Source organism: Asticcacaulis sp., from assembly GCF_051956075.1.
Lineage (GTDB): Bacteria > Pseudomonadota > Alphaproteobacteria > Caulobacterales > Caulobacteraceae > Asticcacaulis.
Window position 1 is genome coordinate 38,508 of the sequence record NZ_JBQCGA010000003.1, and the last position, 26,673, is coordinate 65,180.

Sequence of the window (26,673 nt, forward strand, 5' to 3'; positions counted from 1 at the left end):
GAGGAGTATTCTCTTTCATTCTGTCGCCAAGGCGCTAATTTCAGATTAACGATTATAGTTAACGCCTTGTCGGGAAGGCGGTTGAGTGAGTTGTTATAGAAGATGAAAAGTATTGCGATAATATTTCAATGCTGAAATATCAGGTTCCCTGCTGAATAAATGGAACCGTGCTGAACAATTTTCGCTCCTCGCCGCGTGGATCATAAGCGAGACGCGGCGCGACATCCATTAACATGGTTTCGCGCCTCTCAAGCGAATAGGGCGTCCAGACCGGCAGGGCCGGGGTCTGAGGCGAACCGGTGCGCGCAAAGGCGATGAAGGCGTCTGAGAACAGATCGGCCATGCCCCGCGCCTCCGCGCCGTCGCCCGATAAGGAGCCGGGAACGGCGGTATTGCGAAAGACCAGAGGGATGTCGATCATATGCTGGGCGCGATACTTGCCGCCGTCGCGCGGGGAGCCGAAATCGACCTGATAGGCGAAGACGGGCGCGCCTTGCCGGGCGCGCGCCTCGTCTTCCTCAATAGCGCCGCGCCACGAACGGCCCGCCGTGGTGGCGGCGAAGAACAGATCGGATGGCGTGATGCCGGGATAAAGGCGGCGATAGGTCGCGATGACCAGATAGGGGTCGATATCGACGCGATAGGCGGGCGGCAATTTGGCGGGCAATTCGTCCCAGGTCAGCTCGAAATTGTGCGGATCAATGCCTAAGAAGGCGCGCGTTTCGTCGTGGGTATTGCCGATCATCATTGGAATGTCGCGCGACTGCTCCGGCGCGTCAGGCCAGAATGGATGGCGGAACAGGATCGTCTCGTCCAGCACCGGGCCGAAATAAAGGCCGCCGGAACCGATGACCGGATCGGTGGCGTGCAGGGCCTCAGTCAGGGCGGCGACCGGCAGGGTTTGCAGCTTCGCCAGTCCGCCCGCGTCGTCGTTCAGTTTCAACGCCTTCAGATAGGCCTTTGCGCGTAAGGTGGCGTTGCCGGGGCCGGAGGCGGTGACCTGCTGGCCGCTCATGGTGGCGGCGCGGTGGAACAGCCCTTTTGCGGCGGGCGTCGCCATCATGGTGGCGATCTTGGCGCCGCCACCGGATTGTCCGAACACTAAAACGCAGTTCGGATCGCCGCCGAAGGCCGCGATATTGTCGCGCACCCATTCAAGCGCCAGATGTAAGTCCATCTGACCGACATTGCCGGAATATTGCAGGACGCCGGGCTGGCCATGGTTCGCCAGTTTTTCGAGCCGCGCGCCGTAGACATAGCCGAAGCTGTTGAGCCTGTGATTGACCGTGATCACCACCACATCGCCGCGCAGGGCGAGATTGGTGCCGTCATAGAGCGGATCGGAGCCGGAGCCGGAATTATAGGCGCCGCCGTGAATGTAGACCATCACCGGACGCTGTCTAGCCCGACTGGCTTCGGGCGTCCAGACATTGAGGAACAGGCAGTCCTCCGACTGCGCACAGGCGTCGGGCCTGCCGGACTGGGGGGCGGTGTTCCCGTAACGGTCGGCGGCGATGATGTCGCGCCAGGGTTCCGGCTTTATCGGCGGCTGAAAGCGCGCGCGGCCCGTATCCGCACCATAGCGCAGACCCAGAAAAGCGTTGACGCCGCCCTTGAACTGGCCCTGTACGCGGCCATAGGTGGTCGTCACGACAGGCGCAGCGGTCTGAGCGAGAGCGGGCGCGGCCACGACGCTCAAGGACGCCGACAGGCCGATCAGGGTTTGGCGACGGTTCATGGCCCTTCTCCTAGATTGGTGAATCGGCAAGCACGTCCGATAGCTTCGGGAAGGCCGCAGAGCAGTCGCGTGGCGCGGCGCTGCCTGTGCGTTCGTCGGTCACCGTCACATGCCGTTCCGACGACGGCGCAATCAGGTCGGCGAAGCTGACGGGGCCGGGCCCGAACACGACGTGCGTGGCCACGGGTTCGGGGCCGTCCTTGGGGTTATGATTGCCGACAACGAGCGGCGCATCGTCAAACACGACATTATCGAAGCGCACGCCCAGCGGCAGATCCTGCCCGTGCTCGATAAAGCCGCGCAGGACAATGCGTTGCTGGCCTTTGAACGCCGCGCTGCCGAGATCACGCACATTGCGCAGGGTGATATCGGCGAAGTCGGGGTAGGCGTTCCCCATTTTGTCGGCATAGGCGGTGTCCAGCACGATCGGATTGAGCTGGCCGCGCATACAGACATCCTCGAACACCACCTTGTCCACTCTGCCGCCGCGCGAGGCGTCCGACTTGATGCGCAGGCCGTTGTTCTGTGCGCTGTCCATCCCGTCCAACGACAGGTCATAGACATGGATGTCGTGATCGCCGGAATCCGTCTCCGAGCCGAGCGACATGCCATGGCCGTAATAGAAATGGTTGTGCGCGATCGTGGTCAGGCTGGCGGCGGGCGATCCGTGCGCCTTGATGGCGACATTGTCGTCGCCGGTCGAGATATAGCTGTAGGCTAAAAGCACATGGTCTGACTGGCCCGGATCGAAGCCGTCTGTGTTTTTGACGGTTTCGGGGGTGAAGCAGGTGGCAGGCGTCGTCTTGTCCGGCGTCGTGCCTTCCGGGCAGGCGTAAGCAGGCTTTGTATAGACGATCGAAGGCGACAGGATGCGGATGCCCCAGGCGGTAAAGCCGCTCAGGCCGTTAGAGACGATGTGAAAGTTCGGGCTGTTCTCGAAGGTGACGCCGTGCAGGGTGAAGTCCTTGCCGCCGTCGATCTGCAAAAGGCGAAAATTGTGCTGGGTCAAGCCCTGCTTGGTCTGCCAGGCGACGTCCCACCATGAGCGCTTGCCCGCATTGGGGCCCGATAGCAGCAGGGAGCCGCCGCGTCCGTCGATCTTGCCGCCGCCGACAATGCCGGCGTGATCAGCATTCTTCGTCCAGATCAGCGATGTGCAGGACTTTTTCTTTTCCTTATTGGCCGTGCCGCAATCGCCCGGACCATTGTCATAGTCCCTAGGGTCGCGCGAGGCGAACAGGGTCACGCGCGCGTCGATCCATAAGGTGACGCCGGTTTTGAGCTGAATCGGCGAGGTCAGAAAGGCGTCCTCGCCATGTGCGCCTGCGACCAGTTTGACTGCGCCGTCATGGCAGGCGTCGATGGCCGATTGCAGCCGCGCCCGATCGGGATGGGTGGTTTCGCCGTCGGCGTCCACGGCGTCGAGCGAGCCGTGATCCGAGGTCAGGGCGGCGGTCAGCGTGGCGCAGACATGGCTCGGCATGGCGGGCTCGCTGACCAGACCCCATTGGGTTTGCACCGGAGCGTCAGCAGCGTGGGCCGCGCCCGCCAGCAACACGGAGCCAGCGCAGGCGCATATCAACTTGATTTTGGTAACCGGTGTCATTCAGCTTTGTCCCTGCTCGCCCATGGAATTTTGCTTTGGATTTGGGGCGAATGTCCACCTTTGTGCGACCAGACCGCCGGGCTTGTCAATCCCGTGCAGACGAGAAAAGCGAAGCTGAACCTGTCGAGAACCAGCGGCTACGACCTACATACCGCGGTTGATCTGTTGAAGTTCCTGATAGGTGACCTTGCCGTCATCATTGGCGTCCGCTTCAAGATAGTTCAGCTTGCCAAAATTCATGAACTCGTTGCGGGTCACGATCCCGTCGCCATTGCCGTCCATGATGCGAAAGCGTTCCGTCTTACGCTCTTGCGCGCGCGACTGCATCATCGTCTGGCGCGAGGGATTTTGCGCGCCATAAGGCCCCGGCCCCAGATGCGCGGCCAGATAGGCCTGCAAGGTCAGGCCTTCGCCATTGGGAGACAAGGCTGAAAAAGTATCCGTCTGTAAGCTATTATACTCGTCGGTCGAGATGAACCCATCCCGGTCGCGGTCTTGATCGCGCAGGCGGCTTTGCGCGCCCAGATAAAGCGTATCGCGATCCTGGATCCGGTCGCGTTGCAGAAGGCCTGAGCCGGCGCTGTCGCCTGAACCCTGTTTTTGACCGAGTCCCATGCCCTGGCCAATTCCCTGGTTTTGGCCCTGGCTTTGGCCCTGGTTCTGGCCCTGGCCCGTATTTCCGCCGCCGCGTTGACCCTGGAACGGGTCCGATGCAGCGAATGCAAGCGCAGGCATCAGGCTTGCTGCGAGCGCCAGATGGAAAGCGAATGAGGTAAACCGCGTCTTCATAATCGTCTTGACCTGTCTGAGAATGAAACCGAGGAAAAATTAACACACCCTGACGCTTAGGCCTTGACGCGCGTCAAGTCTGCGCGGGGAAATGTTCGACGCAGGTTTCGCCGCTGCGGCCCATATAAACGGCGCGGCGGCCCAGCAGACTGACAACATAGGCGCAGCACCCGGCGGCGGCGATGCGTTCGCAGAAGGCGGCATAGTCGATGCGCTGCTGCTGGATGTCGATGATGGCCGCCTTGACGCCATCGGGCGAGAAGAGGTCGGCGACCGCGTGATGGCTCAGGCGGCTGGCGAAACTGCGCGAGCTTCCGTCTGGCAGGAAGAAGATGCGCTCGCAGCGGCGCAAATCGGCGGAATAGGATTCGACGCCCACCTCGGCCAGCCGTTTCAGCACCTCCGGAAACGTCATGCGGCCGGAATCTGAGCCTTCGACCGTGGCGGCCATGGCGTCGAGAACGGACGAGGGCAGGGGGTTGGACATAGGATGATCCTTTCGGGCATGGGGCTGCGATCCGCCGGAGATGACGGTCGTCGGGACAGGTTTGGGTTGAGACGTCTTAGTCGATCGGGACGCCGGACAGGCGTCGTCGTTCGACCACGCCGCGCAGGACGCGCTCGATGGCGGCGCGCTCGTCAGGGCTTAGATGGTCGAAAAATTCGGCGTCGTTCTGATCGGCCAGACACGCGAGTTCAGGAACCAGGGCGCGGCCTTCATCGGACAGGTTCAGAAGTTGCGAGCGGCCATCCTTGGGATTGTCGCGCCGCTCGATCAACCCTTTGGCCAGCAGACGGTCGGCCAATTTGGTAATCGCGCCGCGCGTCATGCCGATCTGCTCGGCGATGCGCACCGGAGCTGCGTCGTCCGTGTTGTAAAGTTCGCGAAGCACAACCCATTCGGCGACGGTGACGCCGCGCGCCTCCACCTTGCGCGCAAAGGCCTGCGACACATGGTTGGAGACATAGCGCAGCCAGTAGCCAAGATGCGCGCTGAGGTCGGAAACGGATTCGGGCATGAGGGCTCCATATGTTGACTAGGAAGCTAAATTAAGCTTGCTTCCTAGTCAACAAAATAAAGCGTCCCTTCTTCGGACTCAGATCTTCGCCGCAGTGTATTTCGGCGTCAGGAGGTGGATGATCACCGCTGCGACCAGATAGGTGAAGGCGGCGATGGCGAAGATCAGCGTGTAGGAATGCGTGGTCTGCAGGATCCAGCCGACGAACAGGCTCATCAGCATGCCGCCGACCGCGCCCGCCGAACCGCCAATGCCCAGAACCGAACCCACGGCCGCGCGCGGAAACAGGTCCGAGGGCAGGGTGTAGATGTTGCACGAAAACGCCTGGTGGCCTGCGCAGGCCAGACCGATCAGGAAGACGGCGGGCCACAGCTCATGCACGTCGTGGATGAACAGGATCGGCACGGCGCAGGCGGCAAAGACGAACAGGGCGGTTTTACGCGCCACATTCACCGAAACGCCGCGATGAATCAGGGTCGAAGACAGCCAGCCGCCGACGACTGAGCCGATGTCGGCCATCAGATAAATAACGATCAGAGGCAGACCGAACGAGGCGATGTCGAGGCCGTAATTCTTGTGCAGGAAGTCGGGCAGCCAGAACAGCCACAGCCACCAGATGGGGTCGATCATGAACTTGCCCAGCGCGTAGGTCCAGGTTTCCTTCACGGTCAGGAGTTTGAGCCAGCTCACCTTTTCGACGTTTTCGACAGCGGACTGGCCGCCTTCGATATAGGCCAGTTCTTCCGCCGACAAGCGCGGCTGATCGCTGGGGTGACGGTACATGATGAACCACGGAACCAGCCAGATCAGGCTGAGCGCGCCGGTGAACATGAAGGAGCCGCGCCAGCCCCAGTCGAGGCCATGGAAAACGTGGCCGAACAGGTGAAATTCGCCCAGAGCGATAAACGGCACGATGGCGGCGGCGATCATGACCCCGATCGAGGTGCCAGCGTTGAAGATGCCCGCCGCCAGGGCGCGCTCCTTTTGCGGAAACCACTCGGCGATGGCCTTCAGGCTGGACGGAAAGGCGCCGGATTCGCCAAGGCCCAGCGCAAACCGCGCCGCGCCGAACTCGACAACGCCGGAGACGAGGCCTGTCGCCATGTGCGCGACCACCCAGACGACATAGCCGATGGCGTAGCCGATGCGCACGCCCGCCACGTCGAGAAAGCGCCCGAACAGCATCTGGCCGACCGCATAGGCGGCCTGAAACCAGAACACCATGCCGGCATAGGTTTCCTCATTCCAGTGCAGTTCGGTTTCCAGATCGCCCTTGAACAGGCCCAGCATCTGGCGGTGCGTGTAGTTGATGGCCAGAGCCGCGAACAGGAGGGCGATAATGCCCCAGCGGTAACGGCCTTTGGTGGACCGCATGGCGGCGGCGGGTGTTTCCTGTGTCATCTATATTCCTGTGGCCTGTTTATATCTGTATCGGCGCTCTTCCCCGGAGGCGTCGCCTTTGTAAGTCGGAATGGACCATATGCCAAACCTGACACCGGTAGCAACTTTAAAATAGGTAAAACCTATTTGTTTGACTCCACAATGACACCGGTGACATATACGTTGTCAGATTGAAAATAAGCGGACAGGGAAAACCATGACATCCTCCTTCTCACTGCGCGCGCTGGTATGCGCCACAGCTCTGAGTCTGATAACAGGCTCGGTCGATGCTGCGGTCGTCGGTCATAATCCGCCAGCCCTATCGCTGACGCAGGCGCGCATTGCGGACCTGTCGGGCGATCAGGCTGCGCTGTGGTCGGCCTATCTGGCGCGCTCGCTCGCGCAGGAAGCCGCCGACAAGGCCGCCTTGGCGTCCGAAAGAAGGGGGCTGGCGCAGATCCCACCGCCTCCGGCAGAGGGCCACGGCGAGACCATGCCGCTGGACAGGCCGGACGCCTGGTATGCGACGAAAGAGGCGCGGCATATCGCCGACGTCATCGTCTCGTTCCAGACGCCGGCGGGCGGCTGGGGCAAGAACCAGCGCCGCGACGGCGAGCTGCGGCAAACGGGGCAGGCCTATGTCGCTGACAATATCTCCAAATTCCTTGCGCCCGATGATTATGATACGCCGCATGATCCGCAGTGGAACTATGTCGGCACGCTCGACAATAACGCCACCACCACCGAAATGCGCTTTCTGGCGAAGGTCGCCGCACAGGCGCCGGGGCCGGAGGGAGATGCCTACCGCGTCAGCTTCCTGAAGGGTGTGCAATACCTTTTGAACGCCCAGTACCCGAACGGCGGCTGGCCGCAGGTCTGGCCGCTGGAGGGCGGTTATCATGACGGGGTGACCTATAATGACAATGCTGTGGCGCTTGCGGCCATGGTGCTGAGCGCGGCGGCGACCGGACAGGATGATTACGCCTTTGTGCCGCAGGATGTGCGTAAGGCTGCTGCGGAGGCGGCGGCGCGCGCCGTTCAGGTTATTCTCGCCACCCAGGTCAAGGCGGATGGCGTCGCGACGATTTGGGCGCAGCAGTACGATCCGCTGACCCTGCAACCGGAATCGGCGCGTAATTTCGAGCCGCCTTCCATCGCCAGCGATGAAAGCTCAGATGTTTTGATGTTTCTGATGCAAACGCCCGATCCGTCCCCCGCCGTGGTCACGGCCGTGCGTGACGCCGTCGCGTGGCTGAAGGCGCATGAGCTGCGCGATGTAGCGTGGACGCGCACAGACAAGGGCCGCGACCTGATCCCATCGCCGGGCGCGGGGCCGATCTGGGCGCGCTACTATGATGTCGACACCGGCAAGCCGGTGTTCGGCGACCGTGACAAGAGCCTTTATGACAATGTGGACGATCTCTCCTATGAGCGTCGTAACGGCTACAACTGGTTTGACGTTTCGCCGCAGAAGGTGCTGGACGCCTATACGATTTGGACGAAGGCTCATCCTGCAAAATAGTTTAACGACCAGGCGACTTCAGCGGTGTCTTGGCGCTTAAGGGGTCGCGCATGCATCAAGGCGTGGCCGACGCCGCGACGGAAATCGTTGCGGTGAGCGTTTACTGAGCAAATCGGATTATTAAGGATCGTTCTGATGTTGAAGCGCCTGACTGTCTCCATGGTGATTCTGGGTTTCCTAACCCCGGCGGCGCAGGCCGCGCCGACTGATCAGGTGAAGGCGCGTCAGGCCTATTTCCACAGCATAGGACGGTCAATGAAGGGGCTGAATGATCAGTTGCGTTCATCCTCGCCGTCCAAGGCTGAGATCCTGAAATATACTGCGACGCTGAACTCTGAGGCGCCTAAGCTCGTCAGCTATTTCCCTGCCGGCACCGGGTTAGATGCCGGCTTAAAGACAGGCGCAAAGCCGGCCATCTGGCAAAAGCCTGCCGAATTCAAGGCCGACGCCGAAAATTTTGCGGCCGCCGCCAGTAAGCTTGACGCCGCTGCGCATGGCGATGACGCCGCCGCTTTGAAAGCGGCTTTTGCCGCTACCGGCAACACCTGCCGGACCTGTCACGAGGCGTTTCGTAAGGAAGATCACTGAGCATGCGGCCAGCCAGACCCGCGCCGGTCAAGGTCTGGGACCTGCCGACGCGTTTATTTCACTGGTCGCTGCTTGCGCTTGTGCTTCTGGCGTGGCGCACAGCTGAGACGCGTGACTTGTCAATCCACCGGATCGCCGGCTCCTGCGTCGCCGGCCTTTTGACCTTTCGTATCTGGTGGGGCTTTTTTGGTAGCTCCACGGCCAGATTCGGCAATTTCCTAAAAGGCCCAAGGACGGTCCTGTCCTACGCCAAAGGGCTTTTCACAAAGAAGCCGGAGGCGCTGCCTGGCCATAATCCTATGGGCGGATGGAGCGTCGCGGCGCTTATCGTCTGCCTCATCGCGCAGGTCGTCGCCGGACTTTTTTCGACAGATACGGACGGCCTGGATTCGGGGCCTTTCGCCAACTTAGTCAGCTATGATCAGGGACGGCTCGCCTCCCATATTCACGCCTTTGCGTTCGATGCGCTTGAAGCGCTTGTCTGTCTGCATCTGGCGGCGCTTGCCTTCTATCACGTCTACAAGCGGCAAAATCTGATCGGCGCTATGATTTCAGGACGGATGAGATCGCAGGAGGCGTCTTTCAGGCCTGGACATTGGGCTTCTCTTCTGTTTGGCGTCGCCCTGGGCGGCGTGGTCGCCATCGGTCTGATTTGGCTAAGCGGCGATTTTTCGGGACCGTCATTCTAGAACGCCGCCCTTATCAGCCGGCTTATCCCTTGCAACGCCGCGCCCGGCCTTTTTATGCGTCAGTCCGCAGGGGCCTGTCAGGCTTCACCCATTGTGAAGCCGGGGCAAGCTGAGCGCCCAGTTGGTAACCTCATGAGTTTTGAGCGATATCGGCATCCTCGTGCTCGAAAGCAGGGCGATAGACCTCGAAATCCTCCCGCGTAATGCTGAGCTTTTGCCCCATGCCGCGCCAGCTTTGCCGGATCGTCGTCGCCATGAGCTTCAAAATCTCGGCGGCATCAGAGGGCGCATTGCTCCAGCAGGGGCGCGACGCTGGCGGTCGCGACTGAAATCTCCGATATCGCGGTCTTCAGTTCCTGGTGGCGGTCTGGAGAGGGATTGACGTCAACAAGAGCCAAGAGTCGCCACTGGCTATTGCCGGCATAAAGAAAGCCATGGTTCCTCATGTGATCGTCTGTGCTCGACACTAGGATCATACCGGCGATGCGCTTAAAGAGTTCGAGCAAGATTTATACGCAGCTTGCCAGTTCGAATATGTACCCCGTATTCGAAGAACGCTGAAATAACGTCAAGCCGCGTATTTACCTCACCTGTTGTAATGACCCATTCGGTCAATCTTGCTTTTCACATAGGCGTCGCGGGCCGGAGATGACCTTGCATAGAGCCCGCTTCGCGCAGCGACCTCAACGCCATGCCGCCTCAGTCCCTCGATCTTCTGAGGATTGTTCGTCAGGAGCTCGACGCGCCTTATCCCGGCGGCGAGCAGCAAATGCGCAGCCGTCTCATAGCTGCGCGCGTCATCGGGCAGTCCAAGTCGTCTGTTTGCATCGACCGTATCTGCGCCCAGCTCCTGCAGCCGATAGGCGCGGATCTTGTTGATAAGGCCGATGCCCCTGCCTTCCTGGCGCAGGTACACAATAGCCCCCTGGCCGCGCGCGACAATGGCTTTGATCGCAAGCTCCAGCTGTTCGCCGCAGTCGCATTTACAACTGCCGAAGACGTCGCCGGTCAGACATTCAGAATGAATGCGGGTCAGAACTGGAACTGAATCGTCGATCTGGCCGTAGGTCAAGATGACGTCCTCGGCGCCGTCATCTGATGAAAAACCGGAAAGCCTGAATTCACCCCAGCGCGTGGGCAGGGCGCATGAGTGGAGGTTTTTTGAACCGGTTTCAGACAACGCGTTTTCGAAAAGGTTTAACATGTAAGCGTGCTCTCTTGCGACGGACGCACCTCGACATCAATGGCGTCGACAAACGCCTGAGCCCGCCTGTCCGCTTCGTCCTCGGACGATCCAGTGGCGATGACATAGCCAAGACGATCGGCATTGTCGAACGGCGTGCGCACCTCATCGCCGGAGCTTTTGAACATAACAATACGCATAATGTGTTCCGGCGTTGATCGCGGCATGCCGATGCGCTCTAGGACGCCATTACGCGAGGCGGTGATCCACCGGGTCGTTGCGAAGGCTTGCGCGGCGCAGACGGGCCTTTTGGACAGATCCCCGCGAAGATGCAGATCGATGAGGTCCATATAGACAGAGCGACCGAGCGCAAAGGACATCTGGTAGGGTATTTGCGCGCTCACCAGTCGAGGATTGATTTCGATCAGCTGTGGTCCCTTCGGCGTGATGATCATTTCAATATGTGCGGCGCCAAAATCAAAACCGGTTGCATCGAGCGCCAGATTTGCGAATTGGATCGCGGCGTCGATATCGACTCTCTGAGAGGGAAAGCAGCTTCCCTTGATGGCGAAGGCTGGCGGATCGAACATCTTTTTTTCGTTGACGCCCAGGCAGAGGCTGAGCTTCGAGTCGCGGAAAATGTCGCAACCGACAAGGTCGCCTTGCAGGTAGGGCTCCACAAGGAAGGAGCCGCCGGCGTGGATTCCCAGGCCGTAATCGGTGGGCGCATCAATAAGCAACGCAAGGCGCTCGCGCGCCGCCTGCACGTCTTCGTGGCCGCCGAGATAAAGAATATTTTGCGATCCGTAACCGTCGCTAGGCTTTACAATAGCGGGGAAGCCCACTTCACCCAGGGCGCGCTCAAGATCGTCCGGATGGCTGATCGCCTGAAAGTTTGGTTGCGCAAGCCCGGCCGCCGACAGGACCGCGCGGACACGCGCCTTGTCGCGATAAAGGCGCGCAGATCTCGGGTTCAAAAAGGCGACTCCAAGCGCCGCCGCTAAGTCCGCGGCCGCGACGATGCAGATATCGACCATGCATATGACGGCGTCAATCGGCGAGGCGACATGAAGGGGCTGCAGGATTTTAAGAAGCTCAGCGCGTTCGAAACTTGCCGCCTCAATCAGGTGAGCGGCTCTTGCGAGAAGGTCTTTGGCCGCCGAGTTAAGGCGCAGATAGTGTCCGATATCGGCGCTCAGGATACTGACCTTGTGACCCATGGCCAGCGCATCTTCCATGACGCCGAAATCATTGCCGCCCGGAAATTCGACGAACAGGATATGCGCCATGCCCTATGCCTGGTCTTGGAGCGTCTCCGCCAGACGCAGGCCCATGGCGTAGGCGCTTGAGCGCGGATTATGGCCATGACGGCGACGCGTGCGGGCCAGGTCCCTGAAACGCGCAAAGGTTCCGCCACGGGCGATATGATAGCTGCCGTGGATTTGACTGAGGTGATCATCAATATAGGCGCCGCCCGGATAGGGCGCATATGTGTCGCTGACATACTCCTCGACATTCCCGGCCATATCGAGCGCCCCGCAAGGCGCCGCGCCGGCGGGAAACGCTCCGACTGGCGTGCTCGCATAGACGCCGCTTTCAAGGCAGTTGGCCTTCTCGCCATCAAAGACGTCGCCCCAGGGGAAATCGGCTTGCGAACCACCGGAGGCGGCGAATTCCCATTCGGCCTCTGACGGCAGACGAAACAAGCGACCGGTCTTCTGCGACAGCCATTGGCAATAGGCCTTGGCGTCTTCAACCTCAATCGAGTAGACCGGATGATTGGAGCGCTCTATCGGATAACGGCGAAAGCTCCAGCTTGTCGGGATGCCTTTGTGGCCAGTAGCTTCAAGAAAAATACGGTATTCGAGGTTCGTGACGGGATATTTCCCGATTGCGTAGGGTTTGAGCGTAACGGCATGGCGCGGCGCTTCCTTCAGGATCCAGGCGGGATCGAGCCCCAGATCGTCGTAATCGGACATGACCTGGTCTAAGGTGCGCGGCTCCAGTCCGATGAAGGCGTCTGCGCCATCGATTTGTATCATGCTCGGAGACAGAGGCGAAAGGCGCGGATCGCCAATGAGGGCAAGAAGGTTACCGGCGGCGATGCGTTCGCTCATCGTTGCGGCGGGGTCTTCGCAGCTTTGGACGAGATGGGCGACGTCGCGAGATCTGAGGCTTTCGAAGGCTTTACTGTAGTCGTCGAGCAGACGGTCGCGCACATAATGCTCAGGAAGGCCCAGCCGTTCGCGATCTGACATCTTCGCGCACAGAATTTCGAGGAATTTGGGTTGGCGCCAGAGATTGAGGATGTCGTGGCTCATCGGCTCATCTCCATCTGAACGGCATGCGTCGCGGCTTGGGGTTCGCAGGCCTCTACGAAACGTGCGGCCACGGCGGCGATATGGTCTTCGAAGGCTGGCTCAAAAGCAAAGCCTTCCGCCGAGCGCCAATGATCGGCGTCGCTGACACAGATCTGCTCAGCGCGCACAAGGCCGCCGACATAGGCGAGCAGAAGGCGCGCCTGGCTGAGCGCAAGCAGCGCGCCGCTCCAGCCCGTCGTCGCGCCTGCGAGGAGAACAGGCTTACCCGCAAATGCGCCTGACCCGGAATAGCGCGGATCAATGCGTGGCGGCCTTGAAAGCCAGTCGACCGTATTTTTCAGATAGGCTGAAACCTGACCATTGTGCTCAGGCGTGATAAAAATCACGCCGCTTGCGGCGCAAAAACGCTCGTATAGCCGCTCAAGGCGCGTCTTCCATGGTTCATCTTGCTCAATATCCTGATCGTAAAGGGGAAGATCGACATCCTTGCGCGTCACGATCTCGGTCTCGCAGCGAGCGCCGATCAAGGCCTTTAGGGTGACGGCGAGCGCGTGCTGATGGGAGTCTTTGCGCAAGCTTGCGGGGAAGAGGAGGATCGTCATCAGGCCGCGTCCTTGCATTGCGTCAACGCGGCCTCTGGCGCGGTCCTGACCGGGATCGGGTAGATGGATCCATCATAACTCGCCGCTAGAAAGCCCTGTGCGACGCCGTCCCAGGAAAGGCTCGATATGCCCGATGCGCTTGGCCGGTAAAAGGCGGTGAAAGCGCGTTGCTGCAGGTCGAAGATCGCGACCGTTCCGCTATAGGCGCCGCTGGCGATGAGGCGGCCGTCCAGACTGGCGCAAAGCGTCTTCACTGATCTGTTGTGGGGCGTATCATAGACGCTCGTCTCCTCTGCAAACCAAAGCCGTAAGGTGCGGTCGCGGCCGACGCTGGCGAAACCCTGGCCTTTTATGTAGCAGCAGGCGTTGGCGATCTTATCGTGGGTGTGATCCAGGCTTCGGCTTGGGCGCAAGGTCAGGATATCGATGATGGTCGCCTTGCGGTTGGCGCAGAGCGAGAAGATCTCGCGCTCGGAGGCGGCGAGGCCTTTGACGGCGTTTTCGAAAACGCGCTGCGCGGCGACGAGACGACATTGGCCGTCGCCGACATCGAAAACCAAGACCTCACCTGTATAGGCGCCGACCGCCAGGTGGGGGCGGCCATGGCGTTCGAAGGCGCATGCGCAGTTAAGGGGGGAGTCGTGCTGATATAAGACCTCGCCGGAGCGCGCGTCGTAGAGTTGGCCAAGATGGCCGCCGCTGAACAGACGCTCTGCCGCGGTCTGCAAGAAGTTGCATAGGCTGCGCATATCGCAGATCGCCCGACCGTTCTCCAGCAAAACGCCTGCGTCGCCAATAGCGTAAACCTGGTCTGCGGCGACGCATACTGCATTGAGGCTCCGATCTGGCTCGACGCCCTCAAGGTTCCAGGTCTGATTCAGAAGATCGTAGCTTGCATAGGTTGACCCAAAGACGCCGACGCCCAGTTCATGCGTGCTTAGCATGCAGGCGGCGCGGGCCCAGACCATGGGGGGGAGAGGAGCGCGATCAACAAGCGTGAGCGCGGCGCTCGATGAAAGCGACCAGACCGCCAGGGCGCCGTCATATCCCAGACTCAGCAGGCGACGGCTTGGCTCATGCCAGACAATTTTCTTGACGCCCGCGGCATGCGCCATAATCGCGTTGGCGCCATCATCGCGTAAGATCACGATCTGCCCGTTGTCATCGCCTGCGATAATGTCTCCGGCTTGGGTCACGGCGATTGTATCTGTGCGGACACCCTGCAGATCATATCGACGGCGCTCAAGGCCAGTCGCCACGTCCCATACTCTGACCGTGCCGTCGACGCTCGATGACATCACCGTTGTTCCGTCCGAAGCCCAGTCGAGGGATATGATATTGCCTTCATGGCCTTCAAAGACGCCAAGGCAATTTCCTTTTACGTCAAATATGCGCACCTTTCGATCGAGGGCGCAGGTGGCGATCAGGCTGTCGTCGGGAGAAAATGCGGCCATATCAACGTCGTCCTCATGACCGAACAGGCAGCTGGTCAAGCGCAGGTCAGGGACGCTCCATATGCGCGCCGAGTAATCGCTGCTTGCGGTGACGATGAACTCGCCGCTGTGGCTGAAAGAACAGGCGTTGATGAGGTGGTCGTGCAGGCCGCGCGCCAGAGCCTTGCGCGTCAACCGGTCCCAAAGAATAAGTTGATTATCGTATCCAGCGGTGGCGACGTAGTCGCCATGTGAGGCTATGCCGGCGATCGGGCCTTGATGTTTCACGATGATGCGTCTTTCCAAGTGAATGACGGGAAGCCCGGAATGTCTGGGGACATTCCGGGCCAGGACTACGCTTTGGTGTCGAGCATCGAACCGATCATAGCGTCCAGAATTTGAGACTGCGGCTTGGCGACTGTGAGGTTTTGCATCGACAGTTGCGTATTGGCGGCAGGCTTGGTTTCCTGGCTCGGCGGGATAGGTTGCGACATCATCACCGATGAAGCGCGACTTGCGGAAATCGACATCCCCATTGGCTTCTCCTTGAATTTAGGTCTCCAAAGCCGCGAAGCCTGGGGCGGCCTGCGCAGCTTTAAAGACCAGAGCGGACGCAAACTGATGTGAACGCCCAACGCCGAAAAGGACGGCGTCGACTGCATGACACCGAAGCGTGGGCAGATCCGTAAGTTAAAGCGAAATAAATGCCTCGAACAGGCCAGATTTCGCATATATTTCGCTCTTGTCGTATTGGTTAAAAATACGTAAGCAAGCAATGTGTGAATAAAATTATAGAAAGAAATTAAAATATTACTATTCCGTAATTTTTATGACAATTTATCTCCCCGTTTTGGCCTTACGTCGGAACAGATACACGCTTCCGGCAGACCTTTTTCGATTATGGCGAACGCGCCGATGAGGCGGACATGATCGTTTTGTCCATGGCGCTGACACCGGTGTCACGAACCTGGGTCCGATACGTGCGCCGGATGCGACATGATAGATAGGACATAGTTGCATCGCGCCTGCAAGTCGACGCGGGCAAAAAAAACCGGTAGCAAAACGCGCCACAATTGTGGCGTTTTTGCCATAGCTTTGGTGTTCAGCGTAATTCAGATCGTTCCGCGTTGAGCGCAACCGTATGCAGGCTAAGGGTTATGTCAGCGTGTCCGGGTTGCGAGAACTTCACGGACGAGGTCTGACCCGCAATGATATCATGAATGCCGGTCGTAGCGCCTGACGTGATCAGTTGCCCCGCCTTCAAGGGACGCCCGCGCGCGGCCAGGTGTCCGGCCAGCCAGGCGATGGCTTTCAAAGGCCCGCCGGGCATGGTGAAAAGACCGCCCTCGCCAACGACTGCGCCATCAATCTCGGTGACCGCGCGCCATTCGGCGAGGGCGCTCTCCTGAAAATCAGCGATCGGCATGTCAGGCGTCAGCGTCAACAGCCTCGGCCCAAGGATCAGGCCGAAATTGTTGCCGAAGTCGGAGACAACGACTGTAGGGCCGAGCTTGTTAATGGTGGCCAAGGGCGATCCGGCCATTTCGATCCCGGCGAACAGACCGTCAACCAGGGTCAGCGCTTCGGCCTCGTTATATTCGGTTTTGGCCGGATCGGCGTCCTTGCCGACGCGGAAGACATATTCAGCTTCAACGGCGGCGAATCCGCCGGTAAAGATGGGGATTTCGATATTGTCGCCGCCATCCTTGTAAACGGTGTCGAACACCGGTCCGGCCAGCCGTTCTGTGCCGTGCAACGGTTGTTTGTCGGGGGCCAGGCGGCCAATTTTCCAGCCGATCACGGGTCGGTTCCACAGCCTGATCGCCTGTTCCTGGATCGCGTAGGACTCGCTCAGCTTTTCAGGAATCCGCCCCGGATAGTCGGGCAGGGCCTTGGCGGCTCGACGGGCGGCGACGAACAGTTCGGCGATGGATGGCATTGTTGTTCCTTTATATTCTTAATCCCTCGGCCAGCGCCATCATCAGCGCGGCCACGCCCTTTGGATCGTTGGGCGTGATCTTTTCCGAGAGATAGTAATCAAAGCTGCCGTCGCGATACGGCGTATTGCCGAGCCCCGCAACCCCGCAAACGCCGGTCAGGCGCTGCGGCGAGACAAAACGCGCACAGGCGGTTTGCAAAGCCTCAAGGCCGAGCAGGCCATGGGCCTTCGGCAACGCGCCCAGACGCGCCCCCTTCATCAGCGCGCAGGCGATCATCAGCGAGGCCGAGGCTTCTTCGTAATTGCCCTCGCGCCCCCCTTGATCGACGACCTGATGCCAAAGGCCCGCGTCGGAGCGCATCTCGGTCAGCGCCTCCGCTGTGTCGAGCAGCAGACCTGCGATCTCAGCGCGTCCCACGGGATCAAGCCCTTCGGAAAGTTCCAGCACATCGGCCAGGGCCATGATCCACCAGCCCATGGCGCGGCCCCAGACGCACGAAGAGCGGCCCGTGTCCGGATCGGCCCAGCGTTCTGTGCGGCTTTCGTCCCAGCCGTGACGGTAAAGGCCGGTGGCCGGGTCACGCAAAGCCTGGCCCACAAAGCGAAATTGTGCGACCGTATCTTCGAACAGATAGGGACGGTCGGTGACGCGGGCATATTGCGTCTGGAAGGGTTGGGCCATGTAGAGACCGTCCAGCCAGATTTGATGGGGATAGATGTTTTTATGCCAATAATTGCCGGATTTTGTCCGTGGATGGCTCAATAATTGCGAAAATTGCGCACCCATTGCGCCCAGGAAGCGATCCTCACCCGTTCGCCGCCACAAGGGCTCCAGAACACGCCCGGCCTGCACGCCGTCGATATTGAACTCAGACGGATCGAAGCTCGGAATGCGCCCATCCGGCGTGACGCGCGCGCCGACCTCGTTATAGACGAAATCGAGCAGCGCCTTATCCCCGATGGCGGCATAGAGCGCCAGCGCGCCGGTCCAGACGCAGCCGTCCTCATAGTTCCAGAAATCCCGATATGGCGTCCAGACGCGAATGTAGGATTCGATGAAGACGGGGACCTGCGCGCCGAAACGCGACAGCGCGGTCAATGCCTTGTCGCTCAAACTGAAAGCGCGCTTCACTGGTGCGGTTTTGACGCTGTCCGGCACCCTGGGCAGCACAATCATGACACGTTCTCCAGATGGATTTTGTCGCCCGCCTGACCTTCGATGTCGATATGACGCAGACGGACATGGCGGGCGTTGACGATGTAGATTCCGCGATGCCATTCCGGCGGGATCGAGGCGGCCATGTCGGGCGGTTCCGGTTTGGCGTCCGCGTCGAAGCGGGCATAGAGGCCGTCAATCTCGACGCCAATGATCGGCTGTTCGGGCAGGCCAAGCAGATAGACGACCGCATTGCGCACCTTGTCGCAGCGGATGTTGGTCAGTTTGAATCCGCCCAGCCATGGCGTCAGGTCGCTGACCGGCTGCGGGTCGCGCGAGCGGACATATTCGGTTTTGGCGTCGGCGTCGACATCGTAGAAGCTGTTGACGACGAAGGCCGTGCCGACCCCATCCATCTCGATATTGTCGAACCAGGCGCCCTTGACGATGGCGTCCTTGCCGCGCCCGCGCCGCGTCTTGACGCGCACGCCGCGATCCGTGCCGGTGAAACGGCAGTCGCGCACCACGACGCCATAAATACCCGCCGCCATTTCCGAGCCGAGCGTGACGCCGCCGTGGCCGTCCTGCATCCAGCAGTTCGAGATGCGTACGCTACGCGTCGGGCGTAAGTCTTTGCGGGCCATCTCGATCTTGCCGGACTTGATGGCGATGCAATCGTCGCCGACCGTAAAATGGATGCCCGCGCCCACGACATTTTCACAGCTTTCCGGGTCGAAGCCGTCAGTGTTCGGGCTGTTGGCCGGAGCGGTGATGTTCAGGCAGGCCGCCGTCACCGTCTGGCAATGCAGGGGGTGAAGGTTCCACGATGGCGAATTGGCCAGGGTGAAGCCTTCAAAGGTCAGGTTCTGACTGTCCACGGCGAAGATCAGGCGCGGTCGCCAGCTTCCGGCCTGTTGCGTCTTCGGATGCGCCCACCAGGTGTCGAAGCCCGACTGGCCGTCGATCAGCCCTTCGCCGAACACGGAAACGTCCGTGGCGCCGAGGATGTTGATCAGGGCGGCGTGGCAACCCTGCGGTCGGCCTTCCCATGAGCCTAACCACGCGGTTTCTTTGCCTTTTTCATCATAGAGCAGGCCGGGCAGGATGGGCCATTTTTCGATGTCGCGCAGGCCAAGCAGCTTCGCGCCCTTAGCGACCTCCAGACCCATCCGACTTTTCAGAAATAACGGCCCGGTCAGATATGACCTTTCCAGCCGGACAATAGCATCCGGCGGCGCAGCGGACAGGGCGGCCTGCAGCGCGTTTGTGTCGTCCGTGAGGCCGTCGCCCCTGGCGCCGAAATCTTCGGGCTTGAGGACGACGCTCAGGGGCCTTGTGCGCGCCGTGGTTTTCAAACGCTTGCCGCCGCTGCGGACCTCGATGCGGTATTCGGTTGCGCTGTTCAGGCCGCGCAGGGTGAAGACATTGCGCGGCGTGGTCAGGACGGACTGACCGTTGACCAGTATCTCGTGCGGCGCCGGGCTTTCAAAGCAGAATCCGTTGCTGATCTCGAAGATCAGCGATGTCGGCAGGGCGCAGATCAGGGTGAGGGAAGGGGTCATGATCTTCTCCTCGCCTGCGCAGCGGAGAAGGTGGCGGCGCGAAGGCGCCGACGGAGGGGGCCGCCGGCGGCGGGGGCGGCCCCCTCCGTCTCGACGCGCTGCGCTTGCTCGCCACCTCCCCCGCTGCGCAGGGGAGGATGAAACAGTCTTGCCTTCATCTTATCACGCGCTCCAGAATCGCATTGATGTCGTCATACATGCGTTGGCCTGCCTGTTGCTCGCTCAGAACGCCATAGCCCTGCATTTCGAGGATATCCTGAAAGCCGTCGCGCACGCGCGGATGTTCGAACCACGGGCTTTCGGTCAGGGTGATCGGCAGTTTGGCCATCTCGACCTCGCTATCGGCCTTGAGGCCGTCGATAGCGCCGTCGGCGGCCAGGGTTGCGCGACCGATCTTCGAATCGGGGATGCCGCGCACCAGACCCATAGCGCGCACGCCCGCCGGATCGTTCATCAGAAAGTTGAGTAAAAGCGCTGTTTCTTCAGGATATTGCGTGTCTTTGTTGATAGCGAACATCATAGAGGGGCGATAGAGAAGGCCTGCATCCGTTGCGCCCGGACGCATCGGATAGGGGGCCAGTTCAAGCTTTTCGCCAGGCGCGAGGGTGTCGGTATATTTGTCGATGGCCGAGTTCCACAGGTAGCAGCCGGCGAATTCGCCGTTGATCCACGGGCGCATCTCCTGCTGGGCGACATTGCCAAACGAGGCGCGATACTGTGCCGAGGGCAGGCCGTGATTTTTCGTCAGTTCGCCGTACAGCCACGCCATTTCGGTTATCTGATCCGGCGTGCAGTTCAGCCGCTTGTTGACGTCATCGACCAGAGGCTTGCCGGTCTCCTGCACGATGTAGGAGCGGCCCAGCGCGATAAAGTCCTGAAAGGTCGCGTCGATGGCGTAGTAGCGCTGGCCCAGCTTCTGCATCAGTTTCGGCCCGGCGCCGAGCAGGTCGTCCCAAGTCGCGGGGATGGCGAGGCCCGCCCGGTCCCAGGTCGTGCGGTTATAATAGAACAGGCGCGCCGCGTTCGACAGGGACAGGGCGTCCAGATGGCCATTGCGCACCCCCATGCTCAGGGTGCGCGGTTCGAACTGCGTCAGGTCGATAATGTGCGACAGGCGGTTCAGGTCGTAAAAGCCGGTTCCATCGCGCGAGAACAGAACCTGCCAGAACCAGTTGATCTGCATCAGGTCCGGCGCGGTGCGGCCCGCAATCTGGGTCGTCAGGCGCTCCAGGTGGCCGATAAAGCCGGTATATTCGCCGGTGACCTCGATATGCGGGTGGCGGTCCATGAACAGTTTGAGCGCCGAAAGCGTCGCCTTGTGCGCCGAGGAGCCGCCCCACCAGCTCATGCGCAAATGCACCTTTTTGCCGGTGGTCGCGCCTGGGCGCGCGGTGCAGGCCGTGACGCCGAGCGCGCCTATGCCTGTCAAAAGGTGACGGCGATTGAGGCTCATCCCTTCACCGCCCCGGAGGTCACGCCATCGACAAAATACTTCTGCGCCACGAAGAACAGGATCAGCGACGGCGCCAGCGCGATCGCGCTCATGGCCAGAATCTCGTTCCATGAGGTCGCTTCGGTCACGTCGATCGACATTTTCAGCGCCAGCGACACCGGATATTTGCCGACCGAGGACAGATAGATCAAGGGTTGAATAAAGTCGTTCATCGACCACATGAACTGGAACAGGGCGACCGAGATGATGGCGGGCAGGATGACCGGCGCGACCACAAGGGTGAGCACCTGAAACGAGTTGCAGCCGTCCATGACGGCGGCTTCCTCCATGTCGCGCGGCAGCGAGCGCATGAACTGGATGATCAGGAAGACGAAGAAGCCCTCGACCGCAAACGCCTGCGGCACATAGAGCGGCAGATAGGTGTCGAGCCAGCCGAACTGGCGGAACATCAGATATTGCGGCAGCAAGAGCACGCTTTTCGGCAGCAGCACCGTGGCCATCAGAAGGGCGAACCAGATTTTCCGGCCCGGAATCGCAAAGCGCGCAAAGCCGTAGGCAACGATGACCGAGGATATCACCGTGCAGATCACTTTCGGGATCACAATCTTCATTGTGTTCACAAGGTAGTGGGCGAAGGTGTATTCCGTCGAGGTCTTCCAGCCGTTCTTGAAGCCTTCCAGCGTCGGGTGATGCGGGATAAAGCCGACGGTGGAGAAGATTTCCGAATTGTTCTTGAACGCCGATCCGACCATCCACAGCAGTGGATAGAGCATCAGGAAGCCGACGCCGATCAGCGCGCCGTAACGCAGGATCAGGGAGAGTGTTGGCCAATATTTGCGCCAGTTGGCCATCCTCACTCCCCTTTACTTTCCGTCGCATAGAACACCCACTTGCTCTGCGACCAGAAGGCGAGGGCGGTGAAGACGGCGATGATGAGGAACAGAACCCAGGACAGGGCCGAGGCGTAGCCGAGCTGGAAATATTTGAACGCCTCCTCATAGATCATCAGCGGCAGCAGGTAGCTCGACTTCATCGGGCCGCCGCCGGTGATGATATAGGGGCCGTTGAACTCCTGAAACGCCTGCACGATCTGCATGATGAAGTTGAAGAAGATCACCGGCGTCAATAGCGGCAGGGTGATGGAGAAGAATTGCCGCAGGCGCGAGGCGCCGTCCAGATCGGCGGCCTCATAAAGGTCGGACGGAATGGCCTTCAGCCCGGCCAGAAACACCACCATGGCCGAGCCGAATTCCCACAAACGCAGCAGCACCAGCGAGAACATGGCGGTCGAAGGCTCGCCCAGCCAGTTGACGCCGCCCAAATGCAGGTGATGCAACAGTTGATTGATCAGCCCGTCGCCTGCGAACACGAAGCGCCAGACCACGGCCACCGCCACCGAGCCGCCGAGGATCGAGGGCAGGTAATAGACAGTGCGGAACAGGCCGATGGCGCGCAGACGGAAGTTGAGCAGCACCGCCATCAACAGCGCGAAGGCCAGTTTCAGCGGGACGGTCAGGAAGACGTAGAGAAAGGTGACGCTCAAGGATTGACGGAAGGTCGCGTCCTTGAACATGCCGGCGTAATTGTCGAGGCCGATAAAATGCGCGTCGGATAACTGGTCCTGTAAATGGGCGTCGGTCAGGCTTAAGGCTAGCGAGGCCAGGAAAGGGAAGGCGGTGAACAAGACAAAGCCGATGATGAAGGGCGAGATATAGAGGCCGCCAACGAGCCTGTTCTTATACATGCCCGGCCTCCGTAGCCTTGCCGAGCGCCTTGCCGTCCGCGCCGAACAGATGGGCGCGGCCTGGATCGAAGCTGAGGCGCACCCTGTCCTGCGGCGCGACCGCGTGGTCGCCGTCGAGGCGCACAATCAACTGTTGATTTTCAAAGTCGTCCGGCGTTACATAGGCGAAGGTCTCGCCGCCGAGGCGTTCGACCAGTAAGACCTTGCCCTTCAGGGCGAGTTCGCCGTCCTGCGCCGGGTGCAGATGTTCAGGGCGCAGGCCGAGGCTCAAATTTTCGCCCTGTGTCGCTGTCACGCCGCTGCGCGGCAGGTGGAAATCGCCTTGCGGCGTGGCGACGGTGACGCTGGCCCCATCGGCGCCTTTCAGCGTCGTCGGCAGAATGTTCATGCGCGGCGAGCCGATAAAACCCGCGACGAAGAGATTGGCCGGATTGCGGTAAAGATCGAGCGGCGCGCCGACCTGTTCGATGCGCCCGCCGTTCAGCACCACGATCTTGGAGGCCAGGGTCATGGCCTCGACCTGATCGTGGGTGACATAGATCGAGGTCGCGCCCAGGCTGGCGTGCAGGCGGGCGATCTCGACACGCATCTGGCCGCGTAAAGACGCATCGAGATTGGACAAAGGCTCGTCGAACAGAAAGACGTCCGGTTCGCGCACAATGGCGCGGCCTATGGCGACACGCTGGCGCTGGCCGCCCGACAGCGCCTTGGGCAAACGTTTCAGCAGCGGCGTCAGTTGCAGGATATCGGCGGCGCGGGCGACTTTCGACTTGATTTCGCTTTTTGGCAAGCCTTTGATTTTAAGTGCAAAACCGATATTGTCCTCAACCGTCATATGAGGATAGAGCGCATAGGACTGAAACACCATCGCTACGCCGCGTTTCGAGGGGTGCGCGTAGGTCACGTCCTTATCCGCAATGTGCAGGCTGCCCGTGGTCGGCGTGTCCAGTCCGGCGATCAGGCGCAAAAGCGTCGATTTCCCGCAGCCCGACGGGCCGACGAACACCACCAGTTCGCCCTTTTTGACGTCGAGGGAGACGCCCTTGATGACCTCATGGCCGCCAAAGCTTTTGGTCACGTCGCTGAGTCTGACACTGATCTCGGTCACGATTGTCCCTGTCGCCTGTTGTGGATCGGTTGGCGCCTGTTGTCGGCGTCTTGGTTTTGGGTGTAAAGGAAACCGGTGTCATTGACAAGAATGGTGTGGTGAAAAACATCGTGATCGTCACTTCGGCTTGCCGTCATGGCCGGATGGCTTTAAGCATTTGTACGATAAAAAAAATGAGGAGATGTCGGGATGAAGATGAAAGCGCGCGCCTGCGGGCTGGCCCTTGCAGGACTGTTGTTCGCCTTGCCGGGACTGGCTTCTGCGCAGACCTGGATTCCGAGCTGGTACGCGAGTCCTGCGCCGTCCGACAAGGCGGCGGAAACCGTGTCCGACCTCACCCTGCGCCAGATCGTGCATGTCAGCGCGGGCGGCGCGTCAGTGCGCATCCGACTCAGCAACGCCTATGGCAAGGCGCCGGTGACATTTGACGCCGCCGCTGTGGCGCTGCGGGCGGAAGGCGCTGCTGTTCAGGCCGGGACATCCCGGCCTCTGACCTTTTCCGGCAAGGCGTCGGTGACGATCCCGGCGGGGGCCTATGTGCTGTCCGATCCCGTCGCGCTGGATGTGGCGCAGGGCGCGGACCTGGCTGTTGATCTGCATGTTCCGGGGCCGGTGGCTCCTGATACGATCCACGTCATTCAGCGCGATGCGGTTTATGCGGCGCAGGGCAATGTGGTCGGGCAGGCGAGCGTGAGTGGGATAAAACCGCCTGCGGGCGGTTTATGGCTGTGGCTGGCCGAGGTCGAGGTCAGCGGCGGACCGGCGAAAAGCGCGGTTGTGGCGTTCGGCGATTCGATCACTGACGGTTTTCATCAGAAGCCAGACGCCAATACGGCCTGGCCGGATGTGCTGGCGCAGAGACTGGCGGCGGCGGGCGCGCCTATGGGCGTGATCAATGCCGGGATCAGCGGCAACCGCATGCTGCATGACGGGCAATGGCCGCCCTTCGGCGCGGCGGGGCTGGCGCGCTTCGACCGGGACGTGCTGGCGCAGCCGAACATCTCATCAGTGATCGTGCTGCTCGGCATCAACGATATCGGCCAGGTGACGAAGGGGGTGGCCGATCCTGACTATGTGTCGGCGGAGGCTTTGGAGGCCGGACTGACTCAGATGGCGATGCGCGCGCATGAGCGCGGGCTCAAGGCTTACGTCGCTACCCTGACGCCGTTCAAGCCGACGACGATCAAAAACTATTATGACGATGATAAGGAGGCGATCCGCGTCGCCGTCAATGGCTGGATACGCTCGCAAAAGGTGTTTGACGGCGTGGTCGATTTCGACAAGGCCATCGAAGACCCGGCGCATCCGGGCCAGATGCTGCCCGCCTTCGATTCCGGCGATCACCTGCACCCCGGGGCGGCGGGTGAGGCGGCGATGGCGCAGGCCGTGCCGATGGAGGGATTGCGTTAAATCTGATCTATATCGCGCGAACTGTGCAGAACGCGAACCAGTTCCACGCCGTCGCTCAGTGGCCGGTAATAGAGCATATAGGCGCCGACGGGCAGGCTGCGAATCTCTGCGTCAAGTTCAGGTCTGGCGCGACCGATCAGCGGTTGTTCGGATAGCGCGGTAGCCTTGTCGAACACATGATCCAGCCATGCATCGGCGGCGTTGAGGTTATCCTGAGCGATGTAGAACCAGATATCGTCGAGATCGCGCAGCGCCTGCGCCGAACGCAGAAGCCTAGCCACGATTCAGGCGCTCACGGCCGCGCCCCTTGATATCCTCAATATCAAGGGCTTCGGCATGCCCGCTATCCAGTCCAGCCCGAATGTCCTGTCGCAGGGCCTCGACCTTTGCAGCTTGCAGGCGGTCGCGTTCTTCCATCAGCCGTAGAGCGTCGCGGACGACCTCAGAGGCATTGTTATAAAGGCCGCCCGCGACCTTTTGGCGAACCATATCTTCAAGCTTCGGCGTCAGATTGACGTTGAGGGTCATGGAGAGTCTCCTGCCGCCAATTTAGGCGGCAGGAGACTTATTGTCAAACCTTGCCAATCCTTACCGCGCGTCCGGCTTCACATAGGCGGCGATGCTCGGGTCGGCCTTGATCCACAGATCGGCCACCATGCGGGCGAAATAGGGCTGACCCTTTGGGCCCATATGGGTGTAGTCGAAGCCCTGGGTCTTGCCCTGGCCCTGAGAGGCGTCGGTGAAGATGGCCGGAACCGAGGTGCCGCTGTCTTCGGTATCCAGCACGTTCTGCGGGATCGGCTGGCCCGCGAGGGTGTTGGCCTCGGTCAAACCCATCGCCTGAACGGCCTTCATGCTCTCGGCATTGAGGTCGAGCAAGGTGACGTGCTCGGTCTTCGCCACGGTGCGGGTGGCATTGGCCCACGGCACAAGATCCGGCTGCAACTGGCCATCGATGAATTTGCGCTGGGTGATCGGCGTGATCAGCACCGGGGTCGCGCCCGCCTTTTCGACGTCGCGCGCATAGTTGCGCATATTGACCGGGAATTCGGTCTCGATATTGGTGTGGCGTTCGGGCTTTGGCGAGCCGTCATTATGGCCGAACTGGATCAGCACATAAGTCTTGGCGAAGGTTTTGCCATCCGGTGCCTTCTTGTCGGCCAGTTGCGTCATGATCTGGTCCCACAGGCCCTCGACGCGATAGCTTTTTGACGAGCGCCCTCCGCGCGCGGCGTTGATGCAGGTGACCTGAGCGGTGAAATCCTTGCACAGCTCGCCGCCATAGCCGCTTTTGTTGGTCATGGTCGAATCTCCGACCAGAATGACGCGGATCGGGGCCAGAGAGACTTCATGTGGTGTTTGCGCTAAGGCGGGCGTGGCGGCCAAAGGGGCGACAAGCAGGGCGGCGGTGATCAAAAGCGATTTCATGGG

General features: G+C 60.6%; 28 protein-coding genes. 4 read left to right on the forward strand and 24 right to left on the reverse strand.

From position 1 onward, the window contains the following. Nucleotides 1-139: 139 nt before the first annotated feature. The 6 genes from ACTHLA_RS00665 to ACTHLA_RS00690 all read right to left on the reverse strand — a co-directional run bounded on the left by ACTHLA_RS00665 (nt 140) and on the right by ACTHLA_RS00690 (nt 6,553). Nucleotides 140-1,738 carry a carboxylesterase/lipase family protein gene (locus tag ACTHLA_RS00665; protein WP_440184119.1) on the reverse strand — a complete coding sequence of 533 codons (1,599 nt, stop codon included), beginning with the start codon at nt 1,736-1,738 and terminating at the stop codon, nt 140-142. A 10-nt stretch (nt 1,739-1,748) separates the two neighbouring features. Continuing rightward, entirely contained in the window at nt 1,749-3,344 is a 1,596-nt protein-coding gene (locus ACTHLA_RS00670) for a glycoside hydrolase family 28 protein (protein ID WP_440184121.1), read from the reverse strand. Between the two features lie 144 nt (nt 3,345-3,488). Next, nucleotides 3,489-3,959: a hypothetical protein gene (locus tag ACTHLA_RS00675; RefSeq protein WP_440184124.1), complete on the reverse strand. Its 471-nt coding sequence runs from the start codon at nt 3,957-3,959 to the stop codon at nt 3,489-3,491. Between the two features lie 247 nt (nt 3,960-4,206). Next, entirely contained in the window at nt 4,207-4,620 is a 414-nt protein-coding gene (locus ACTHLA_RS00680; protein ID WP_440184126.1) for a DUF1398 family protein, read from the reverse strand. Between the two features lie 76 nt (nt 4,621-4,696). After that, entirely contained in the window at nt 4,697-5,152 is a 456-nt protein-coding gene (locus ACTHLA_RS00685; RefSeq protein ID WP_440184129.1) for a MarR family winged helix-turn-helix transcriptional regulator, read from the reverse strand. A gap of 78 nt (nt 5,153-5,230) precedes the next feature. Continuing rightward, a complete protein-coding gene (locus ACTHLA_RS00690; RefSeq protein ID WP_440184132.1) occupies nt 5,231-6,553 on the reverse strand; it encodes an MFS transporter in 1,323 nt (440 codons plus the stop codon). Between the two features lie 196 nt (nt 6,554-6,749). Here ACTHLA_RS00690 and pelA point away from each other — a divergent pair, with 196 nt between their 5' ends. The 3 genes from pelA to ACTHLA_RS00705 all read left to right on the forward strand — a co-directional run bounded on the left by pelA (nt 6,750) and on the right by ACTHLA_RS00705 (nt 9,331). Next, a complete protein-coding gene (gene pelA / locus ACTHLA_RS00695; RefSeq protein WP_440184135.1) occupies nt 6,750-8,054 on the forward strand; it encodes a pectate lyase in 1,305 nt (434 codons plus the stop codon). A gap of 159 nt (nt 8,055-8,213) precedes the next feature. Continuing rightward, a complete protein-coding gene (locus ACTHLA_RS00700; protein WP_440184242.1) occupies nt 8,214-8,642 on the forward strand; it encodes a c-type cytochrome in 429 nt (142 codons plus the stop codon). 2 nt (nt 8,643-8,644) lie between these two features. Next, the gene (locus ACTHLA_RS00705; protein WP_440184138.1) at nt 8,645-9,331 is read left to right on the forward strand and encodes a cytochrome b/b6 domain-containing protein; all 687 of its coding nucleotides are present in this window, start codon (nt 8,645-8,647) and stop codon (nt 9,329-9,331) included. A 130-nt stretch (nt 9,332-9,461) separates the two neighbouring features. Here ACTHLA_RS00705 and ACTHLA_RS00710 read toward each other — a convergent pair whose 3' ends face one another. The 15 genes from ACTHLA_RS00710 to ACTHLA_RS00780 form a co-directional block, all read right to left on the reverse strand. Next, a complete protein-coding gene (locus ACTHLA_RS00710; RefSeq protein ID WP_440184141.1) occupies nt 9,462-9,587 on the reverse strand; it encodes a hypothetical protein in 126 nt (41 codons plus the stop codon). Nucleotides 9,588-9,609: 22 nt separating this feature from the next. Next, nucleotides 9,610-9,837 carry a HipA domain-containing protein gene (locus ACTHLA_RS00715; RefSeq protein ID WP_440184144.1) on the reverse strand — a complete coding sequence of 76 codons (228 nt, stop codon included), beginning with the start codon at nt 9,835-9,837 and terminating at the stop codon, nt 9,610-9,612. A gap of 80 nt (nt 9,838-9,917) precedes the next feature. Beyond that, nucleotides 9,918-10,535 (reverse strand): GTP cyclohydrolase II, encoded by a 618-nt coding sequence (gene ribA / locus ACTHLA_RS00720; protein ID WP_440184147.1) that lies wholly within the window; start codon nt 10,533-10,535, stop codon nt 9,918-9,920. Beyond that, nucleotides 10,529-11,803 carry an ATP-grasp domain-containing protein gene (locus ACTHLA_RS00725; protein WP_440184150.1) on the reverse strand — a complete coding sequence of 425 codons (1,275 nt, stop codon included), beginning with the start codon at nt 11,801-11,803 and terminating at the stop codon, nt 10,529-10,531. The genes ribA and ACTHLA_RS00725 overlap by 7 nt, the downstream gene beginning before the upstream one ends. Nucleotides 11,804-11,806: 3 nt before the next feature. After that, nucleotides 11,807-12,835, reverse strand: coding sequence for a formylglycine-generating enzyme family protein (locus ACTHLA_RS00730; protein ID WP_440184152.1), 1,029 nt, complete (start codon nt 12,833-12,835; stop codon nt 11,807-11,809). Beyond that, nucleotides 12,832-13,455, reverse strand: a complete 624-nt coding sequence (locus ACTHLA_RS00735; protein WP_440184155.1) for an NADPH-dependent FMN reductase — start codon at nt 13,453-13,455, stop codon at nt 12,832-12,834. Before ACTHLA_RS00735 ends, ACTHLA_RS00730 begins: the two co-directional genes overlap by 4 nt. Continuing rightward, nucleotides 13,437-15,158: a WD40 repeat domain-containing protein gene (locus tag ACTHLA_RS00740; protein WP_440184158.1), complete on the reverse strand. Its 1,722-nt coding sequence runs from the start codon at nt 15,156-15,158 to the stop codon at nt 13,437-13,439. The genes ACTHLA_RS00735 and ACTHLA_RS00740 overlap by 19 nt, the downstream gene beginning before the upstream one ends. A gap of 65 nt (nt 15,159-15,223) precedes the next feature. After that, nucleotides 15,224-15,601, reverse strand: coding sequence for a hypothetical protein (locus ACTHLA_RS00745; protein WP_440184160.1), 378 nt, complete (start codon nt 15,599-15,601; stop codon nt 15,224-15,226). Between the two features lie 371 nt (nt 15,602-15,972). Beyond that, nucleotides 15,973-16,809: a 2-keto-4-pentenoate hydratase gene (locus ACTHLA_RS00750; RefSeq protein WP_440184163.1), complete on the reverse strand. Its 837-nt coding sequence runs from the start codon at nt 16,807-16,809 to the stop codon at nt 15,973-15,975. A 10-nt stretch (nt 16,810-16,819) separates the two neighbouring features. Further along, on the reverse strand, nt 16,820-17,986 hold the full coding sequence (locus ACTHLA_RS00755; protein ID WP_440184166.1) for a glycoside hydrolase family 88/105 protein: 1,167 nt from the start codon (nt 17,984-17,986) through the stop codon (nt 16,820-16,822). Beyond that, nucleotides 17,983-19,527 carry a glycoside hydrolase family 28 protein gene (locus tag ACTHLA_RS00760; RefSeq protein WP_440184168.1) on the reverse strand — a complete coding sequence of 515 codons (1,545 nt, stop codon included), beginning with the start codon at nt 19,525-19,527 and terminating at the stop codon, nt 17,983-17,985. Before ACTHLA_RS00760 ends, ACTHLA_RS00755 begins: the two co-directional genes overlap by 4 nt. Nucleotides 19,528-19,681: 154 nt before the next feature. After that, nucleotides 19,682-20,980, reverse strand: a complete 1,299-nt coding sequence (locus ACTHLA_RS00765) for an ABC transporter substrate-binding protein (RefSeq protein WP_440184171.1) — start codon at nt 20,978-20,980, stop codon at nt 19,682-19,684. Then, a complete protein-coding gene (locus ACTHLA_RS00770) occupies nt 20,977-21,831 on the reverse strand; it encodes a carbohydrate ABC transporter permease (RefSeq protein ID WP_440184174.1) in 855 nt (284 codons plus the stop codon). The genes ACTHLA_RS00765 and ACTHLA_RS00770 overlap by 4 nt, the downstream gene beginning before the upstream one ends. Before the next feature lie 2 nt (nt 21,832-21,833). After that, the gene (locus ACTHLA_RS00775) at nt 21,834-22,724 is read right to left on the reverse strand and encodes a carbohydrate ABC transporter permease (protein WP_440184177.1); all 891 of its coding nucleotides are present in this window, start codon (nt 22,722-22,724) and stop codon (nt 21,834-21,836) included. Further along, nucleotides 22,717-23,832 carry an ABC transporter ATP-binding protein gene (locus ACTHLA_RS00780; protein WP_440184179.1) on the reverse strand — a complete coding sequence of 372 codons (1,116 nt, stop codon included), beginning with the start codon at nt 23,830-23,832 and terminating at the stop codon, nt 22,717-22,719. The genes ACTHLA_RS00775 and ACTHLA_RS00780 overlap by 8 nt, the downstream gene beginning before the upstream one ends. Before the next feature lie 189 nt (nt 23,833-24,021). On the opposite strand from ACTHLA_RS00780, the gene ACTHLA_RS00785 reads away from it, so the two are divergent. After that, nucleotides 24,022-25,242 (forward strand): SGNH/GDSL hydrolase family protein, encoded by a 1,221-nt coding sequence (locus tag ACTHLA_RS00785; RefSeq protein ID WP_440184182.1) that lies wholly within the window; start codon nt 24,022-24,024, stop codon nt 25,240-25,242. Here the strand turns inward: ACTHLA_RS00785 and ACTHLA_RS00790 are convergent. From ACTHLA_RS00790 to ACTHLA_RS00800, 3 genes are read right to left on the reverse strand one after another with little or no spacing between them, the layout of a single operon-like run. Next, nucleotides 25,239-25,523: a type II toxin-antitoxin system RelE/ParE family toxin gene (locus tag ACTHLA_RS00790; protein WP_440184185.1), complete on the reverse strand. Its 285-nt coding sequence runs from the start codon at nt 25,521-25,523 to the stop codon at nt 25,239-25,241. The genes ACTHLA_RS00785 and ACTHLA_RS00790 overlap by 4 nt on opposite strands. After that, a complete protein-coding gene (locus ACTHLA_RS00795; protein WP_440184188.1) occupies nt 25,516-25,770 on the reverse strand; it encodes a type II toxin-antitoxin system ParD family antitoxin in 255 nt (84 codons plus the stop codon). The genes ACTHLA_RS00790 and ACTHLA_RS00795 overlap by 8 nt, the downstream gene beginning before the upstream one ends. Nucleotides 25,771-25,830: 60 nt before the next feature. Further along, nucleotides 25,831-26,670 carry a rhamnogalacturonan acetylesterase gene (locus ACTHLA_RS00800; RefSeq protein ID WP_440184191.1) on the reverse strand — a complete coding sequence of 280 codons (840 nt, stop codon included), beginning with the start codon at nt 26,668-26,670 and terminating at the stop codon, nt 25,831-25,833. Between the last annotated feature and the right edge of the window lie 3 nt (nt 26,671-26,673).

Coding starts and splice junctions, on each gene's coding strand:
- ACTHLA_RS00665 (WP_440184119.1), bottom strand. CDS start 1,738: ATGAACCGTCGCCAAACCCTGATCGGCCTGTCGGCGTCCTTGAGCGTC.
- ACTHLA_RS00670 (WP_440184121.1), bottom strand. CDS start 3,344: ATGACACCGGTTACCAAAATCAAGTTGATATGCGCCTGCGCTGGCTCC.
- ACTHLA_RS00675 (WP_440184124.1), bottom strand. CDS start 3,959: ATGGGACTCGGTCAAAAACAGGGTTCAGGCGACAGCGCCGGCTCAGGC.
- ACTHLA_RS00680 (WP_440184126.1), bottom strand. CDS start 4,620: ATGTCCAACCCCCTGCCCTCGTCCGTTCTCGACGCCATGGCCGCCACG.
- ACTHLA_RS00685 (WP_440184129.1), bottom strand. CDS start 5,152: ATGCCCGAATCCGTTTCCGACCTCAGCGCGCATCTTGGCTACTGGCTG.
- ACTHLA_RS00690 (WP_440184132.1), bottom strand. CDS start 6,553: ATGACACAGGAAACACCCGCCGCCGCCATGCGGTCCACCAAAGGCCGT.
- pelA (WP_440184135.1), top strand. CDS start 6,750: ATGACATCCTCCTTCTCACTGCGCGCGCTGGTATGCGCCACAGCTCTG.
- ACTHLA_RS00700 (WP_440184242.1), top strand. CDS start 8,214: ATGGTGATTCTGGGTTTCCTAACCCCGGCGGCGCAGGCCGCGCCGACT.
- ACTHLA_RS00705 (WP_440184138.1), top strand. CDS start 8,645: ATGCGGCCAGCCAGACCCGCGCCGGTCAAGGTCTGGGACCTGCCGACG.
- ACTHLA_RS00710 (WP_440184141.1), bottom strand. CDS start 9,587: ATGGCGACGACGATCCGGCAAAGCTGGCGCGGCATGGGGCAAAAGCTC.
- ribA (WP_440184147.1), bottom strand. CDS start 10,535: ATGTTAAACCTTTTCGAAAACGCGTTGTCTGAAACCGGTTCAAAAAAC.
- ACTHLA_RS00725 (WP_440184150.1), bottom strand. CDS start 11,803: ATGGCGCATATCCTGTTCGTCGAATTTCCGGGCGGCAATGATTTCGGC.
- ACTHLA_RS00730 (WP_440184152.1), bottom strand. CDS start 12,835: ATGAGCCACGACATCCTCAATCTCTGGCGCCAACCCAAATTCCTCGAA.
- ACTHLA_RS00735 (WP_440184155.1), bottom strand. CDS start 13,455: ATGCAAGGACGCGGCCTGATGACGATCCTCCTCTTCCCCGCAAGCTTG.
- ACTHLA_RS00745 (WP_440184160.1), bottom strand. CDS start 15,601: ATGCGAAATCTGGCCTGTTCGAGGCATTTATTTCGCTTTAACTTACGG.
- ACTHLA_RS00750 (WP_440184163.1), bottom strand. CDS start 16,809: ATGCCATCCATCGCCGAACTGTTCGTCGCCGCCCGTCGAGCCGCCAAG.
- ACTHLA_RS00755 (WP_440184166.1), bottom strand. CDS start 17,986: ATGATTGTGCTGCCCAGGGTGCCGGACAGCGTCAAAACCGCACCAGTG.
- ACTHLA_RS00760 (WP_440184168.1), bottom strand. CDS start 19,527: ATGACCCCTTCCCTCACCCTGATCTGCGCCCTGCCGACATCGCTGATC.
- ACTHLA_RS00765 (WP_440184171.1), bottom strand. CDS start 20,980: ATGAGCCTCAATCGCCGTCACCTTTTGACAGGCATAGGCGCGCTCGGC.
- ACTHLA_RS00770 (WP_440184174.1), bottom strand. CDS start 21,831: ATGGCCAACTGGCGCAAATATTGGCCAACACTCTCCCTGATCCTGCGT.
- ACTHLA_RS00775 (WP_440184177.1), bottom strand. CDS start 22,724: ATGTATAAGAACAGGCTCGTTGGCGGCCTCTATATCTCGCCCTTCATC.
- ACTHLA_RS00785 (WP_440184182.1), top strand. CDS start 24,022: ATGAAGATGAAAGCGCGCGCCTGCGGGCTGGCCCTTGCAGGACTGTTG.
- ACTHLA_RS00795 (WP_440184188.1), bottom strand. CDS start 25,770: ATGACCCTCAACGTCAATCTGACGCCGAAGCTTGAAGATATGGTTCGC.
- ACTHLA_RS00800 (WP_440184191.1), bottom strand. CDS start 26,670: ATGAAATCGCTTTTGATCACCGCCGCCCTGCTTGTCGCCCCTTTGGCC.